This window comes from Streptomyces fuscichromogenes (genome assembly GCF_014645815.1).
Lineage (GTDB): Bacteria > Actinomycetota > Actinomycetes > Streptomycetales > Streptomycetaceae > Streptomyces > Streptomyces fuscichromogenes.
The window spans coordinates 530482-543944 of the sequence record NZ_BMML01000001.1; the positions used below are offsets into that span (position 1 = coordinate 530482).

The 13463-nt window shown below is 71.8% G+C and carries 15 protein-coding genes; 9 read left to right on the plus strand and 6 right to left on the minus strand.

What is annotated here, in order from left to right; all coding sequences use genetic code 11:
• Window positions 1-124 precede the first annotated feature (124 nt).
• The gene (locus IEZ11_RS02355; protein WP_189261106.1) at window positions 125-1003 is read right to left on the minus strand and encodes a class I SAM-dependent methyltransferase; all 879 of its coding nucleotides are present in this window, start codon (window positions 1001-1003) and stop codon (window positions 125-127) included.
• A 364-nt stretch (window positions 1004-1367) separates the two neighbouring features.
• Between IEZ11_RS02355 and rpsA the strand changes: the two genes are divergently transcribed.
• From rpsA to IEZ11_RS02375, 4 genes are all read left to right on the plus strand, one after another.
• Window positions 1368-2864 (plus strand): 30S ribosomal protein S1, encoded by a 1497-nt coding sequence (rpsA, locus tag IEZ11_RS02360; RefSeq protein ID WP_189260822.1) that lies wholly within the window; start codon window positions 1368-1370, stop codon window positions 2862-2864.
• A 349-nt stretch (window positions 2865-3213) separates the two neighbouring features.
• Window positions 3214-4152 carry a PAC2 family protein gene (locus IEZ11_RS02365; RefSeq protein ID WP_189260823.1) on the plus strand — a complete coding sequence of 313 codons (939 nt, stop codon included), beginning with the start codon at window positions 3214-3216 and terminating at the stop codon, window positions 4150-4152.
• A 117-nt stretch (window positions 4153-4269) separates the two neighbouring features.
• On the plus strand, window positions 4270-4902 hold the full coding sequence (gene coaE, locus IEZ11_RS02370; protein WP_189260824.1) for a dephospho-CoA kinase: 633 nt from the start codon (window positions 4270-4272) through the stop codon (window positions 4900-4902).
• A gap of 50 nt (window positions 4903-4952) precedes the next feature.
• Window positions 4953-5339 carry a tetratricopeptide repeat protein gene (locus IEZ11_RS02375; protein WP_189260825.1) on the plus strand — a complete coding sequence of 129 codons (387 nt, stop codon included), beginning with the start codon at window positions 4953-4955 and terminating at the stop codon, window positions 5337-5339.
• A 147-nt stretch (window positions 5340-5486) separates the two neighbouring features.
• Here IEZ11_RS02375 and IEZ11_RS02380 read toward each other — a convergent pair whose 3' ends face one another.
• Window positions 5487-5786: a DUF6343 family protein gene (locus IEZ11_RS02380; RefSeq protein ID WP_189260826.1), complete on the minus strand. Its 300-nt coding sequence runs from the start codon at window positions 5784-5786 to the stop codon at window positions 5487-5489.
• A 66-nt stretch (window positions 5787-5852) separates the two neighbouring features.
• On the opposite strand from IEZ11_RS02380, the gene IEZ11_RS02385 reads away from it, so the two are divergent.
• Window positions 5853-6767, plus strand: a complete 915-nt coding sequence (locus tag IEZ11_RS02385) for an acyltransferase domain-containing protein (RefSeq protein WP_189260827.1) — start codon at window positions 5853-5855, stop codon at window positions 6765-6767.
• A 115-nt stretch (window positions 6768-6882) separates the two neighbouring features.
• The gene (locus IEZ11_RS02390; RefSeq protein WP_229712775.1) at window positions 6883-7575 is read left to right on the plus strand and encodes a class I SAM-dependent methyltransferase; all 693 of its coding nucleotides are present in this window, start codon (window positions 6883-6885) and stop codon (window positions 7573-7575) included.
• A 185-nt stretch (window positions 7576-7760) separates the two neighbouring features.
• Here the strand turns inward: IEZ11_RS02390 and IEZ11_RS02395 are convergent, their stop codons facing one another.
• Window positions 7761-8402 carry an RNA-binding S4 domain-containing protein gene (locus IEZ11_RS02395; RefSeq protein WP_189260828.1) on the minus strand — a complete coding sequence of 214 codons (642 nt, stop codon included), beginning with the start codon at window positions 8400-8402 and terminating at the stop codon, window positions 7761-7763.
• 297 nt (window positions 8403-8699) lie between these two features.
• Here IEZ11_RS02395 and IEZ11_RS02400 point away from each other — a divergent pair, with 297 nt between their 5' ends.
• Window positions 8700-9410 carry a uracil-DNA glycosylase gene (locus IEZ11_RS02400; RefSeq protein WP_189260829.1) on the plus strand — a complete coding sequence of 237 codons (711 nt, stop codon included), beginning with the start codon at window positions 8700-8702 and terminating at the stop codon, window positions 9408-9410.
• Between the two features lie 10 nt (window positions 9411-9420).
• Here IEZ11_RS02400 and IEZ11_RS02405 read toward each other — a convergent pair whose 3' ends face one another.
• Window positions 9421-10173, minus strand: a complete 753-nt coding sequence (locus tag IEZ11_RS02405; protein ID WP_229712776.1) for a GntR family transcriptional regulator — start codon at window positions 10171-10173, stop codon at window positions 9421-9423.
• A 183-nt stretch (window positions 10174-10356) separates the two neighbouring features.
• Between IEZ11_RS02405 and IEZ11_RS02410 the strand changes: the two genes are divergently transcribed.
• Together IEZ11_RS02410 and IEZ11_RS02415 are read left to right on the plus strand one after the other, a co-directional pair.
• Window positions 10357-11838, plus strand: a complete 1482-nt coding sequence (locus IEZ11_RS02410) for an NCS1 family nucleobase:cation symporter-1 (RefSeq protein ID WP_189260830.1) — start codon at window positions 10357-10359, stop codon at window positions 11836-11838.
• A 5-nt stretch (window positions 11839-11843) separates the two neighbouring features.
• A complete protein-coding gene (locus IEZ11_RS02415) occupies window positions 11844-12572 on the plus strand; it encodes an aspartate/glutamate racemase family protein (protein ID WP_189260831.1) in 729 nt (242 codons plus the stop codon).
• 14 nt (window positions 12573-12586) lie between these two features.
• Here the strand turns inward: IEZ11_RS02415 and IEZ11_RS02420 are convergent, their stop codons facing one another.
• Complete coding sequence (locus IEZ11_RS02420; protein WP_189260832.1) at window positions 12587-13039, minus strand: GNAT family N-acetyltransferase; 453 nt, start codon at window positions 13037-13039, stop codon at window positions 12587-12589.
• A complete protein-coding gene (locus IEZ11_RS02425) occupies window positions 13036-13449 on the minus strand; it encodes a RidA family protein (protein WP_189260833.1) in 414 nt (137 codons plus the stop codon). Before IEZ11_RS02425 ends, IEZ11_RS02420 begins: the two co-directional genes overlap by 4 nt.
• Window positions 13450-13463 lie beyond the last annotated feature (14 nt).

Consider the following 13463-nt stretch of genomic DNA (forward strand, 5'->3'; position numbering starts at 1 on the left):
TAGTGTCGTACGGACCCGGAAACGCCCGTCACGCGCGCGTACGCCTCATTCGGGCGTACGCGCGCGTGGGTGTTCCGCATTCGGGCGTACGCGCGTGGGTGTTCCGGAGCGGTCAGCCCCTCCCTCAGCCTTCGGCCGGGGGGACCCCCATCTCGCTGCGCTCGCAGACGAAGATCGCCGTCCCGGGGATGAGACCGCCCCGCAGCGGGGACCAGCCGCCCCATTCGGCCGTGTTCCAGGCAGGCCACTCGGGCTCCACCAGGTCGACGAGCCGGAAGCCCGCGGAGGCGATGTCCCGGACCCGGTCGCCGAGCGTCCGGTGGTGCTCGACGTACACCGCACGGCCGTCCTCGCCCTGCTCGACGTAGGGCGTCCGGTCGAAGTAGGAGGCGGAGACCGAGAGCCCCTCGGGGCCCGGCTCGTCGGGGAACGCCCAGCGGATCGGATGCGTCACCGAGAAGACGAATCGCCCGCCCGGCCGCAGCACCCGGCGCACCTCGCGCAGCACCAGGCGCGGATCGGCGACGAAGGGCAGCGCCCCGTACGCCGAGCACGCCAGGTCGAAGGAGGCGTCCGCGAAGGGCAGCGCGCCGGCGTCCGCACAGACAAGGGGAAACGATCCGCCGATGCGCAGCGCGTGCTGGAGCTGGCGGTGCGAGAGGTCCAGGGCGACCGGACGGGCGCCCTGGGCGGCCAGCCACCGCGAGCACTGCGCCGCGCCGGCGCCGATCTCCAGGACGTCCTTGCCCTTCAGCTCCTCCGGCGGGCCGAGCAGCTCCGCCTCCACCTCGTCGAGGCCCTCGGGACCCCATACGAAACGGTCGTCGCCGAGGAACGTGCCGTGCTCGACCTGGTACTCGTCGGCGTTGCGGTCCCACCAGCCCCGGTTGGCCCGGCTGCTCTCCGCGACCCCGGCGGCACGCCGGGTGGCTTCCGGTCCGGCCTCGTCGCCGGCCGTGGCACCGGCCGCTCCGGGGGCGAACGATTCGGGCTCTTGGATGATCGGCTCCCTCGTCGTACTCTTCCGTGCAACCCGTCATGGGGTGTGTCACGGAGGGGGTCCCTCAGGCGTGCGTGGCCTGGTGGGACGTTTCTTGTGCCGGGTATGCGGCGATCCGCCCCGGGTGTGCGCCTTCGCGCATTGACCCTGCCCGGCTGCCCCCGTATGCTACAAGTTGCGCTGCGGGCCTGCGCACCTCAGACGTAGCAGGCTGCGCTCGCATCTGTTGTATGTCCCCTCGGTTGTCGAGGCGTCACCAGTGTTTCGGGTGGCGCTTCCTAGGCTGTCCGGCTTCTGCAGAGCGAAACAGGCTCCCGGCGTAAGCAGTACCTACGACTTCAATGTCCGTACCGGAGCCCTTTCTCACATGACGAGCAGCACCGAGACCACCGCCACCACCCCGCAGGTTGCGGTCAACGACATCGGTAACGAGGAAGCCTTCCTCGCCGCGATCGACGAGACGATCAAGTACTTCAACGACGGCGACATCGTCGACGGCGTCATCGTGAAGGTCGACCGGGACGAGGTCCTGCTCGACATCGGTTACAAGACCGAAGGTGTCATCCCGAGCCGCGAGCTCTCGATCAAGCACGACGTCGACCCCAACGAGGTCGTCGCCGTCGGTGACGAGATCGAAGCCCTTGTTCTCCAGAAGGAGGACAAGGAAGGCCGCCTGATCCTCTCGAAGAAGCGCGCGCAGTACGAGCGTGCCTGGGGCACCATCGAGAAGATCAAGGAAGAGGACGGCATCGTCACCGGTACCGTCATCGAGGTCGTCAAGGGTGGTCTCATCCTCGACATCGGCCTCCGCGGCTTCCTCCCGGCCTCCCTGGTCGAGATGCGCCGCGTCCGCGACCTCCAGCCCTACGTGGGCAAGGAGCTCGAGGCGAAGATCATCGAGCTGGACAAGAACCGCAACAACGTGGTCCTGTCCCGCCGTGCCTGGCTGGAGCAGACCCAGTCCGAGGTCCGCCAGACGTTCCTCACGACCCTCCAGAAGGGTCAGGTCCGCTCCGGCGTGGTCTCCTCGATCGTCAACTTCGGTGCCTTCGTGGACCTGGGTGGCGTCGACGGTCTGGTCCACGTCTCCGAGCTGTCCTGGAAGCACATCGACCACCCGTCCGAGGTTGTCGAGGTCGGCCAGGAGGTCACCGTCGAGGTCCTCGACGTCGACATGGACCGCGAGCGTGTCTCCCTGTCGCTGAAGGCGACCCAGGAAGACCCGTGGCAGCAGTTCGCCCGGACCCACCAGATCGGTCAGGTCGTCCCGGGTAAGGTCACCAAGCTGGTTCCGTTCGGTGCGTTCGTCCGCGTGGACGAGGGCATCGAGGGTCTGGTCCACATCTCCGAGCTGGCCGAGCGCCACGTGGAGATCCCGGAGCAGGTCGTCCAGGTCAACGACGAGATCTTCGTCAAGGTCATCGACATCGACCTCGAGCGCCGCCGCATCAGCCTCTCGCTGAAGCAGGCCAACGAGGCCTTCGGTGCCGACCCGGCCACGGTCGAGTTCGACCCGACCCTGTACGGCATGGCCGCGTCCTACGACGACCAGGGCAACTACATCTACCCCGAGGGCTTCGACCCCGAGACCAACGACTGGCTCGAGGGCTACGAGACCCAGCGCGAGGCGTGGGAGCACCAGTACGCCGAGGCGCAGACCCGCTTCGAGCAGCACCAGCAGCAGGTCATCAAGAGCCGCGAGGCCGACGCTGCCGCTGCCGAGGAGGGTGGCGACGCCGCGGGTGCCGCTCCGGCCGCCGGTGGCGGTTCGTACTCCTCCGAGGGTGCCGACACCTCCGGTGCGCTGGCCTCGGACGAGGCGCTGGCCGCGCTTCGCGAGAAGCTCGCGGGCGGCCAGAGCTGAACGCCTGCCACTGGGCTTAGCCGATGACTGAGGGGCCGTACCTTTCGAGGTACGGCCCCTTGGCGTTCCCCGCGTTCCCCGCGTCCCCAAGGGCCAAGGGAGTCGGCGTGGGGCCGTAACGCCCTCGGCCACTGCCGTGAACCCGGCGTCCCCAGCCAGGTGTTCACCAACGTCGACGCCGACGTGTACGGCCATGTCCCGGAGCTGCCGGCCGAAGCGACGTACCAGGGCGGCGTGCGCCCGCTCCCGGTATGAGAAGGCGGTGAGAGGCGCCTGTTCGGGGTCTCGGTGGGAATGCCTGTGGTCAGTGTCGCGTTGAGCCGTACGAACACGAGGAGGAGCGGTCACAGTGCTTGATCCGCAGGGTTTGTACGCATGGGAGCCGAAGGGGCTGGCAGTCGTCGACATGGCGCTGGCCCAGGAGTCGGCCGGTCTTGTCATGCTCTACCACTTCGACGGATACATCGACGCGGGTGAGACCGGCGACCAGATCGTCGACCGGCTCCTGGACTCGCTGCCCCACCAGGTCGTGGCCCGCTTCGACCACGACCGGCTCGTGGACTACCGGGCGCGCCGCCCGCTGCTGACCTTCAAGCGGGACCGCTGGACCGAGTACGAGGAGCCCAGCATCGAGGTGCTGCTCGTCCAGGACGCCACCGGCGCGCCGTTCCTGCTGCTGTCCGGCCCCGAGCCCGACGTGGAGTGGGAGCGCTTCGCCGCGGCCGTGCAGCAGGTCGTGGAGCGGCTCGGCGTCCGCCTGTCCGTGAACTTCCACGGCATCCCCATGGGCGTCCCGCACACCCGTCCCGTCGGCCTCACCCCGCACGGCAACCGCATCGACCTGGTCCCCGGACACCGCAGCCCCTTCGACGAGGCCCAGGTGCCCGGCAGCGCCGAGTCCCTGCTCGAGTTCCGCCTCATGGAGGCCGGGCACGACGTCCTGGGGGTCGCCGCGCACGTGCCGCACTACATCGCCCGCTCGCCCTACCCGGACGCCGCGCTGACCGTCCTGGAGGCCGTCACGGCCGCCACCGGCCTGGTCCTCCCGGGCATCGCGCACGCCCTGCGCACGGACGCGCACCGCACGCAGACCGAGATCGACCAGCAGATCCAGGAGGGCGACGAGGAGCTCACCGCCCTGGTGCAGGGCCTTGAGCACCAGTACGACGCCGCCGCGGGCGCCGAGACCCGGGGCAACATGCTCGCCGAGCCAGTGGAGATCCCCTCGGCGGACGAGATCGGCCTCGAGTTCGAGCGCTTCCTCGCCGAGCGGGAGGGCGAGGGCTGAGCCCCGCCGCACGTACGCGGGCAGGTGCCCGGCATCGGCCGGGCGGGGGGCCTCGGCGGAGGTGGCGGCCGGGCCCCGTCACGGCCGCTGTCGGTGGCAGGGCCTAGGCTTCGGAGCATGTTGAAAGTTGGCCTCACCGGCGGGATCGGCGCCGGCAAGAGCGAGGTGTCCCGGCTGCTCGTCGGGCACGGCGCGGTGCTGATCGACGCGGACCGCATCGCGCGTGAGGTCGTCGCGCCCGGGACCCCCGGTCTGACGGCCGTGGCCGAGGCCTTCGGCCCGCAGGTGCTGGCCGCCGACGGCAGCCTGGACCGGCCGAAGCTCGGCTCGATCGTCTTCGCCGACCCCGAGAGACTCGCCGTACTGAACTCGATCGTGCACCCCCTCGTCGGGGCCCGCTCCCGTGAGTTGGAGGGCGCGGCCGCCGCCGACGCCGTGGTGGTCCACGACGTCCCGCTCCTCGCCGAGAACGGCCTCGCGCGGCTCTACGACCTCGTGGTGGTCGTGGACGTGGCCCCCGAGACCCAGCTGGACCGGCTGACCCGGCTGCGGGGGATGACGGAGCAGGACGCCCGCGCGCGCATGGCCGCGCAGGCGACGCGCGAGAAGCGCCTGGGGATCGCGGACATCGTGATCGACAACGACGTCCCCCTGGAAGCGCTCCAGCGGCGCGTCGGGGAGGTGTGGGCCGACCTAGTGCGCCGTGCGCAGGCGTCCGGTTCGAACGAGCGGAACGCGTCTTCGAAATAGCGGGCACCCGTCCGGGCGTTGAACCGCTTCAGCGAGGGAAGGACTTTGCCGTGCCCGAGACCAGCGGTTCGACCGGACGTACTCCGGAGACGCATGTCATCGACTTCCGCGCCGCGGAGCAGCTGCTCAACGCGCGGGACCCGCGGGGCGCGGTGAAGCTGCTCGACGGAGTGATCGCCGCCCACCCCGAGAACACCGCCGCCCGGCTGCTGCGTGCGCGTGCCTTCTTCGCCACCGCGCAACTGCGCCCCGCGGAGCTGGAGTTCACCATCGTCCTGGAGCGCGAACCGGACAACGCGTTCGCCCACTTCGCGCTCGCCCGCACCTATGAGCGCCAGGGCCGCGCCGACCTCGCGATACGCCACTTCCGGCTGGCGGCCGCCCTGGACCCGAACCCGGAGTATCTGAAGGCGGCCCGCTTCGACAGCGGCGCGTGAGCCGAGGGTGCTTGGGCCGGCGGCGCGTGAGCCGGACTTGTGCGGGCCGGCGGTGCGTGAGCTGGCCGTGTGTGGGCCGACGGCGCGTGAGTCGGACGTGCGTGGGCCGGCTGTGCCGACGTGGACCGTGTGTGAGCCGACGCGGCCTCACGGGTGACCGTGCTGCGGCGGGCGCCGGGACCGCGGCGGGCCGGTGTCCGCGGGCCGGTACGGCGGCACGTCCCGGCCCGGCTGGTAGTGCGGACCCTGCCGGATGTGCCTGAGGATCATGACCAGGTCGACCGTGGCCACCAGCCACAGGACTCCGCAGGCGGCCGCCCAGCCGGGGCGTCCGACCAGGGCGAAAACGGCCGTGCCGAAGATCGCCCAGGACACTCCCCACACGCTCAGCCACAACCGCGCCCGCAGCGCACTGCGGGCGGTCGCCGGTTCACTGCCTGTACGCATCCCGGATCACCGCTCCTGTCTGCAACGTACTCTTCGACCGGACGTTTCACCAAGGGGGACCCTGCCGTGCTGCCGGACGCCGACGACCTTCCCGACCTGCTCCTCGACCTCGCCGTGCCGCACGAGGACATCAACGAGGTGGTGGCACTGCGGCGGGCCGTGACCGCAGACCCCGGGCTCCGGCGGCTGCTCGAAGAGGGCGCCGAGGACGTGACCGGCGGGGTGCGGGAGGTGGACGACCCGGCCGGGCTCGCGGAACGGGCCGCCCAGGCTCCGGCCGCGCTGGGCGAGTACTTCCTGGTGTACGTCTTCCTCACGGCGGTGCCGCACGCCCGCGCGGTGCACCGGGCGCGCGGCATTCCCGACGACGTCTCCCGCCACACCCTCGCCGACCTCGGCCGTGGCATGGCACTGCACCGCAGACGGTTCGGCGGCGGAGGGCTGGGAGCGCGCCAGGGCCACTGGCTCACCCGCCACTTCGGCGGCCGCCTCTACCAACTGGGACGCCTGCAGTACGAGCGGACGTCGCTCGGTGAGCGCACGGCGGAGGCGATCCGGGCGGCCGGAGTCGACGTGACCGACGGCGAACCCTCCCTGGACCTGCACATCCCGGACTTCCTCGGGCCGCTCACCCCGGTCGCCTTCGACCGCTCCCTGGACCGCGCCCGGGAGTTCTTCGCCCGGCACTTCCCCGAGGAGCCCCACGCCGTCGCCACCTGCCACTCCTGGCTGCTCGATCCGCAGCTGCGCCGACACCTCCCGGCAGGCTCCAACATCGTCCGCTTCCAGGAGCGGTTCAGGCCCGGCCGGGAAGATCCGGAGCCGGCCGACACCACACCGGTCGGCTTCGTCTTCGGCGACCCGGACCTGCCGGTGGCGGACCTGCCCCGGCGGACGTCGCTGGAGCGGGTGGTCGGCGATCATCTGCGAGCGGGCGGCCACTGGTACATCGGGCACGGATGGATCCCGTGGGACCAGTGACGGGCGTCAACCGCGCCCTGCCGCGGGAAAGTTCCCGTCGGGCCTTCGAACTGCTCGAACGAGTGAACCATCGAGGTGCGGGAACGGCGGTGCGGCGACGGGCCGTTGTTCGGGCATGACGGTTGAAATGCGTGAGGGGTACGAGGGAACGGGTCCTGGTGCGATCACCCCGGACGGCTGCGCGGTCGAGCTCTACGCGCGTCTGACCGCAGGGGACGAGCCGGACATCATCGAGGCGGCGGTCCCGGCCGGCGCCCGCATCCTGGAGCTGGGCTGCGGTGTGGGGCGTATGACGCACCCCCTCCTGGAGCGGGGGTTCACGGTCACGGCGGTGGACGAGTCGGCGGAGATGCTGGAGCGCGTGCGCGGGGCGCGCACGCTACGCGGCGCCATCGAGGGGCTCGACCTGGGCGAGAAGTTCGACGTGGTGCTGCTCGCGTCGTTCCTGGTGCACACCGGGGACGCGGAGGTACGCCGGGGCATGCTGCGCACCTGCGTGACGCACGTGGCGGAGGGCGGCTGCGTGCTCATCCAGCGGGAGGGCGCGGACTACCACGCGAAGGTGCCCAGGGAGAGGGCCGACCCCGGTGGCTACACGGTGCGGATCGTGTCGGCCGAGCCGGTCGGGGACGGGGTGAACTCGGTGCGAGCGGAGTACGAGTTCCCGGACGCGACCTGGACCCAGACCTTCCTGGCCCGTCCGCTCACCGAGGAACAGTTCGAGGAGGCGCTCGCGGAAGCCGGACTGGAGGTCGCCGAGTATCTGACCGAGGACGGCACCTGGGCGAGAGCGGTGCCCACGGCTTAGCGAGGGCCGGCCACCCGGGAGAACCCGGACGGCGGACGAAGGGTGCGCACGGCGGGTGGACCGGTTGAGCGGCGGGCGCCCGGGCCGCCCGCCCGGGCCGGCCCGGCAGGGACTCGTCCGGCAGGGACTCGTCCGGCAGGGACTCGTCCGGCAGGGACTCGTCCCGCAGGGACCCGCCCGGTGGGTCACCGACCGCCGGGACGCCCGCCGCTGCGCCGGCCTGTCGAGCCCGTCCCGCCGCTCGTCCCGCCTCCGGCCATGCCGCCCGTCCCGCCCGTGCCGCCGGGGCCGCGCAGCCGTTCCAGCTCGCGGCGGTCGCGCTTGGTGGGGCGGCCGGTGCCGCGGTCGCGGATCCCGATGGGGGCGGTCGCCTCGCGGGGCGGTGGCGGCGGGGAGTTGTCGATGTAGCACACGGCGGCCACCGGGGCACCGACCCGCTTGCGGATCAGCCGCTTCACGATGACGACCCGCTCCCGGCCCTCGTGGCGCAGCCGCACCTCGTCGCCGACGCGCACGGAGTGGGCGGGCTTGACCCGCTCACCGTTCACCTGGACATGCCCGCCCCGGCAGGCGGTGGCCCCCATGGAGCGGGTCTTGATCAGGCGGACGGCCCAGATCCAGCTGTCGATCCGCACGTTCTCCCCGGGAGCCGGCCGCGCGGCCTCGGCGGCGGCGACGGCCGCGGCGATCGCGGCGGGGTCGGCAGCCTGTGCGGCGGCAGCCGGGCTGGCGGGTGCCTCGGTTTCCTGGCCGGGCCCGGCCAGGGCGGGTGCCCCGGTCCCTCCGGCCGCGAGCTCCCTGCCGTCGTCCGCATCCTCAGAAGCCATGACCAGACCCTAGCCCCCCGAGCCGACACCGACGGAACCCTTTTGCCCACGCCCACACCCGCGCCGCGCCCCGAGGGGCGCGGGGAACTGCGCGATCAGCCACCGACCACCCGCGGTCGCCCCCGCGCACAGGCCCACACAGGCCCACACAGGCCCACACAGGCCCACACAGCGCTTCCGTGAAGGGCGCTCCCGTCAGACCCGCACCGCCGGACCGAGCCGCCCCGGCCGACCACGCCCTCGTCTCCTTGGCCCCCTCACCGCCTCCACCCGATGGATCGCCCCTACCGTTGAAAGGTGACCCGCACCCCCCACACCCGGCTCGACCATCTCGACCACCTCGACCAGCGCGTCAGTGCCTGCCGTGCGTGTCCCCGCCTGGTCGCCTGGCGGGAGGACGTGGCGCGTGCCAAGCGTGCCGCGTTCGCCGACTGGACGTACTGGGGCCGGCCCGTCCCCGGCTTCGGGCCTGCCGACGCCCCGCTGTTGATCGTCGGCCTCGCCCCGGCCGCGCACGGCGGCAACCGCACCGGCCGGATGTTCACCGGCGACCGCTCCGGTGACGTGCTGTACCAGGCGCTGTACGACGTCGGGCTGGCCTCGCAGCCGACGTCGGTGAGCGCCGACGACGGTCTGGAGCTGTACGGCGTACGCATCACCGCGCCCGTCCACTGCGCCCCGCCCGCCAACAAGCCGACCCCCGAGGAGCGCGACACCTGCCGTCCCTGGCTGGTCGAGGAGCTGACGCTGCTGCGGCCGACGCTGCGCGCCGCCGTGGTACTCGGCGCCTTCGGCTGGCAGGCCGCGCTGCCCGCGTTCGCGGAGGCGGGCTGGTCCGTGCCCCGGCCTCGCCCGGCGTTCGCCCACGGCACCCGGGTCGGCCTCGGCGGCCTGGAGCTCTTCGGCTGCTTCCATGTCAGCCAGCGCAACACCTTCACCGGCCGCCTCACCCCCGAGATGCTCCGCGAGGTGCTGCGGACGGCGGCGGAGGCGGCCGGACTGCGGTGAGCAGCGGCGCTCAGACGATCCGGGCCGCCTCTTCCGCCCCCGCCCCCGCCTCCTCCGCCCCCGCCTCGTCCCTCTCCGCCCCCGCCTCCTCCGCAGCGGCGCCGTTGTCCTCGCCGAAGAGGTGTCGCACCGTCGACCGGTAGTTGGCCTGGACGTGGCCGAGTGCGCGGGCGCGGGCGCGGTCCGGGTCGCCGGAGGCGATCGCGTCGTACAGCTCGCGGTGCTCGGTGAGGAGCTGGGGCCACTCCTCGTTCCGCCGGGTGAGCCAGCGCAGCCGGCCGTCGACCGGTTCCATGACCGAGATGAGCAGGCTGTTGCCGGCCAGGGCCAGGATCCGGTCGTGGAAACGGGTGTTGATGTCGGTGATGGTCTCGGCGTCGTCCGCCTCGGTGGCCGTGGCCGCCCCGTCGAGCAGCTCCCGCAGCTCGGTCAGCGCCTCCGGGGTCGCCCGCGCCGCCGCCAGTCCGGCCGCGTACACCTCCAACGCCTCGCGCAGCTCGAAGAGTTCCTTGACGTCGGTCGGGGTGAGCCGGCGGACGACCGTACGGCGGGCCGACTCGAAGAGGACGAAGCCCTCGGCGACCAGCGCCCGGATCGCCTCCCGGACCGGCACCCGGGACACCCCGAACCGCTCGGCGAGCTCCCGTTCCACCAGCCGGTCGCCCGGGCCGAGCCGCCCGGCGATGATGTCCTGCCGCAGGGTGGCCAGGACGCGTTCGCGCACCGCGCCCAGGGGTTCGATCTTCGTGGTGGGGGAGCCCATGAGGCCATTTTCGCCGACCCGGGGGGCTTTTACGGAGCCGTAACGGGACGGACATCGGTCGGAACGCTTGACGGGAGCACCATGACCGCAGTTTGGTATACCAAAAGTTGGCGTACCTGACGCTCGCAGCACCCGGCAGCCGTCCTCCTCCTCCCTTCCAGCCCCGTAGTCCCTGGAGGCCCCGTGTCCCTCGCCGACCGCGCCGAAGCCACCGGCGCACCCGCGTTCGTCCCCGACCCCCGGCTCACCAACGAAGACCTCGCCCCCGCCGAGAAGCGGAACTGGAAGGTCTTCGACCTCTTCGCCATGTGGATGTCCGACGTCCACAACCTCGGCAACTACACCTTCGCCGCCGGCCTGCTGGTCCTCGGCATGAACGTCTGGCAGGTCTTCACCTCCCTCCTCGTCGGCTTCGTGCTCATCTACGTCGGCATGAACTGGATGGGGAAGATCGGCCAGCGCCACGGCGTGCCGTTCCCGGTGGTCAGCCGGATCAGCTTCGGCGTCTGGGGCGCCAACATCCCGGCACTCATCCGGGCCGTGATCGCCATCATGTGGTACGGCATCCAGACCTATCTGGCGTCCGTCGCCGTCAACGTGATGCTGCTGGCGGCCTGGCCGGGTCTGAAGTCCCTGACGGAGAGCTCCTTCCTGGGCCTGGACACGCTCGGCTGGATCTCCTTCGTCTCGCTCTGGCTGATCCAGGCGGCGATCATCAGCCGGGGCATGGAGACGATCCGCAGGTTCCAGGACTTCTGCGGACCGGCGATCTGGCTGGTCATGATCGCTCTGGCGGTCTGGATCCTGGCCAAGGCGCACTGGACCATCTCGCTCACCTCCACCCCGCACCCGGTCTCCACCGGCGAGCAGTGGCGGCAGTGGTTCGGCGCGATCGGCCTGATCCTCGCCACCTACGGCACCCTGATGCTCAACTTCTGCGACTTCTCCCGCTTCGCACCCGACTACCGCACGGTCCGCCGCGGCAACTTCTGGGGCCTGCCGATCAACTCCACGGCCTTCGTGGTCGTCTCCGTGATCGTCACGGCCGGCTCCCTGGAGGTCTTCGGCGAGGCCATCACCGACCCGGCCGAACTGGTCGCCAAGGTCGGCAACACCTGGGTCCTGGTCGTGGCGGCGCTGACCTTCGCGGTCGCCACCATGGGCGTCAACATCGTCGCCAACTTCGTCTCACCGGCGTACGACCTGGCCAACGTCTGGCCGCAGAAGATCAGCTTCAGGGTCGGCGGCATGATCAGCACCGTGGCCGCGCTGGTCGTCACCCCCTGGAACCTCTTCTCCAACCCCACCGTCGTCAACTACTTCCTCGGCGGCCTCGGCGCCTTCCTGGGCCCGCTGTTCGGCGTGATCATGGTCGACTACTACGTGATCAAGCGCGGCCGGGTGGACGTCCAGCAGCTCTTCGACGCGGCCCCCGGCTCCCCGTACCACTACCGCAAGGGCGTCAACCCCAAGGCGCTGTGGGCGTTCCTGCCCTCGGCGGCGGTCGCGGCCGTGCTCGCGCTGGTGAAGACGTTCAGCGACGTGGCGCCGTACTCCTGGTTCATCGGGACGGCGCTGGCCGCGGGTCTCTACCTGACGCTGTGCCGGCGCGACCGCGCCCCCGTCCTCGCCCCTGCCCCTGTCCCCGCGGCCGAGGAGGTCTGAAGGACGTGCGGATCGTCGTCACCAACTGCAACACCACGCAGGAGATGACCGAGGAGATCGTACGAGGTGCCCGGGCCGCCGCAGGCCCGGGCACCGCCGTGACCGGACTGACCCCGAGCTGGGGGCCCGAGTCGGCGGAGGGCTGGCTCGACAGCTACCTGTCGGCGGCGGCGGTCCTGGACGCGCTGCGGACGTACCACGGTCCGCCGTACGACGCGGTGGTCATGGCCGGTTTCGGCGAGCACGGGCGCGAGGGCGTACGGGAGCTGGTGGACGTACCCGTCGTCGACATCACCGAGGCCGCGGCCCACCTGGCCTGTCTGCTGGGCCGCCGCTACGGCGTCGTCACCACCCTGGACCGGTCGCGCGGGCAGATCGAGGACAGCCTGGAGACCGCCGGGGTGGCCCGCAACTGCGTCGCCGTCGCCGGAACCGGACTCGGCGTTCTCGACCTCGCCGCCGATCCCGGGCGCACGGAGGCCGCGTTCCTGGCGGCGGCCGAGCGGGTCCGGGACGCCGGCGCCGAGGTCCTGGTCCTCGGCTGCGCCGGGATGACGGGGCTGCAACGGGTGGTGGGGGAGAAGCTCGGCGTTCCGGTGGTCGACGGGGTCGGCGCGGCGGTGAAACTGGCCGAGTCGCTGGTGGCGCTGGGCCTCACGACCAGCCGGGCGGGGAGCTACCGCAAGCCGCTGGCGAAGCGCCGGGCGTGGGGACCGGCACCGGGGCGGCCGTAGCGGAAGGGCCAGGGTCAGGGCCGCCACACGTACCGCACATCCGGTTCCCGCTCCTCGTTCCCGCTCCCGTCCGTGTGCTCGACGGCGACGAAGCCGTGCCGTTCGTAGAAACGGTGGGCGGGCTTGTTGACCTGGAAGGTCCAGAGCGTGAGCCCCCGCGGGGAGCGCTCCTTGGCCAGCGCGACGAACCGGTCGCCGATGCCGCGGCCACGCCACTCGGGAGCCAGATACAGCTGCGACAGCAGGTCCTGCGCCAACACCATCATGCCGACGACCCGACCGCCGGCCTCCGCGACCCATGTCTCCCGCGCCGGCACCACGACGTCCCGGATGTACGCGCGCACCTCGTCGTCCGGACGCGCCCGGACGACGGTGGGCAGGGCGGCGGCGTACGAGCGCAGCCAGACGTCGGCGACCCCGGCGGCGTCCGGCCCGGTGGCGCGGCGCAGTACGACCTCGGCGCTCATCCCCGTGCCTCCTCCGGTACGACGGCCGTGGCCGTGATCTCCACCAACTGCCCGGTGTAGCCCAGGCAGGCGACCCCCACCAGCGTCGACGAGTGCGGCCCGGCGCCGAGCCCGGAGGCCTCGACGACTTCCCAGACGCTGGACAGCACCGCGGGCTCACTGCTCACCACGTACACGTCGGTCGCCAGCACATGCTCCAAGTCACTGCCGACCGAGCGGAGCTGCTCCCGCAGATTGGCGATCACCCGCTCGGCCTGGCGCGGCGGATCCCCCTCCCCGACGAGCCTCCCCTCGTCGTCCAGCGGAACGGCACCGGCGAGGAACGCGAGCTTCGCGCCCGCCTCGACGACGGACACGTGCGAGTACCCGGGCGGCGGAAAGAGAGCCGGGGTGGTGACGCGCTGGATCACGGGGGCTCCTGGAG

What these genes read in the sequence shown, in the direction of transcription:
- rpsA (WP_189260822.1), top strand. Translation starts at nt 1,368, where the DNA reads ATGACGAGCAGCACCGAGACCACCGCCACCACCCCGCAGGTTGCGGTC.
- coaE (WP_189260824.1), top strand. Translation starts at nt 4,270, where the DNA reads ATGTTGAAAGTTGGCCTCACCGGCGGGATCGGCGCCGGCAAGAGCGAG.
- IEZ11_RS02380 (WP_189260826.1), bottom strand. Translation starts at nt 5,786, where the DNA reads ATGCGTACAGGCAGTGAACCGGCGACCGCCCGCAGTGCGCTGCGGGCG.
- IEZ11_RS02390 (WP_229712775.1), top strand. Translation starts at nt 6,883, where the DNA reads ATGACGGTTGAAATGCGTGAGGGGTACGAGGGAACGGGTCCTGGTGCG.
- IEZ11_RS02395 (WP_189260828.1), bottom strand. Translation starts at nt 8,402, where the DNA reads ATGGCTTCTGAGGATGCGGACGACGGCAGGGAGCTCGCGGCCGGAGGG.
- IEZ11_RS02405 (WP_229712776.1), bottom strand. Translation starts at nt 10,173, where the DNA reads ATGGGCTCCCCCACCACGAAGATCGAACCCCTGGGCGCGGTGCGCGAA.
- IEZ11_RS02420 (WP_189260832.1), bottom strand. Translation starts at nt 13,039, where the DNA reads ATGAGCGCCGAGGTCGTACTGCGCCGCGCCACCGGGCCGGACGCCGCC.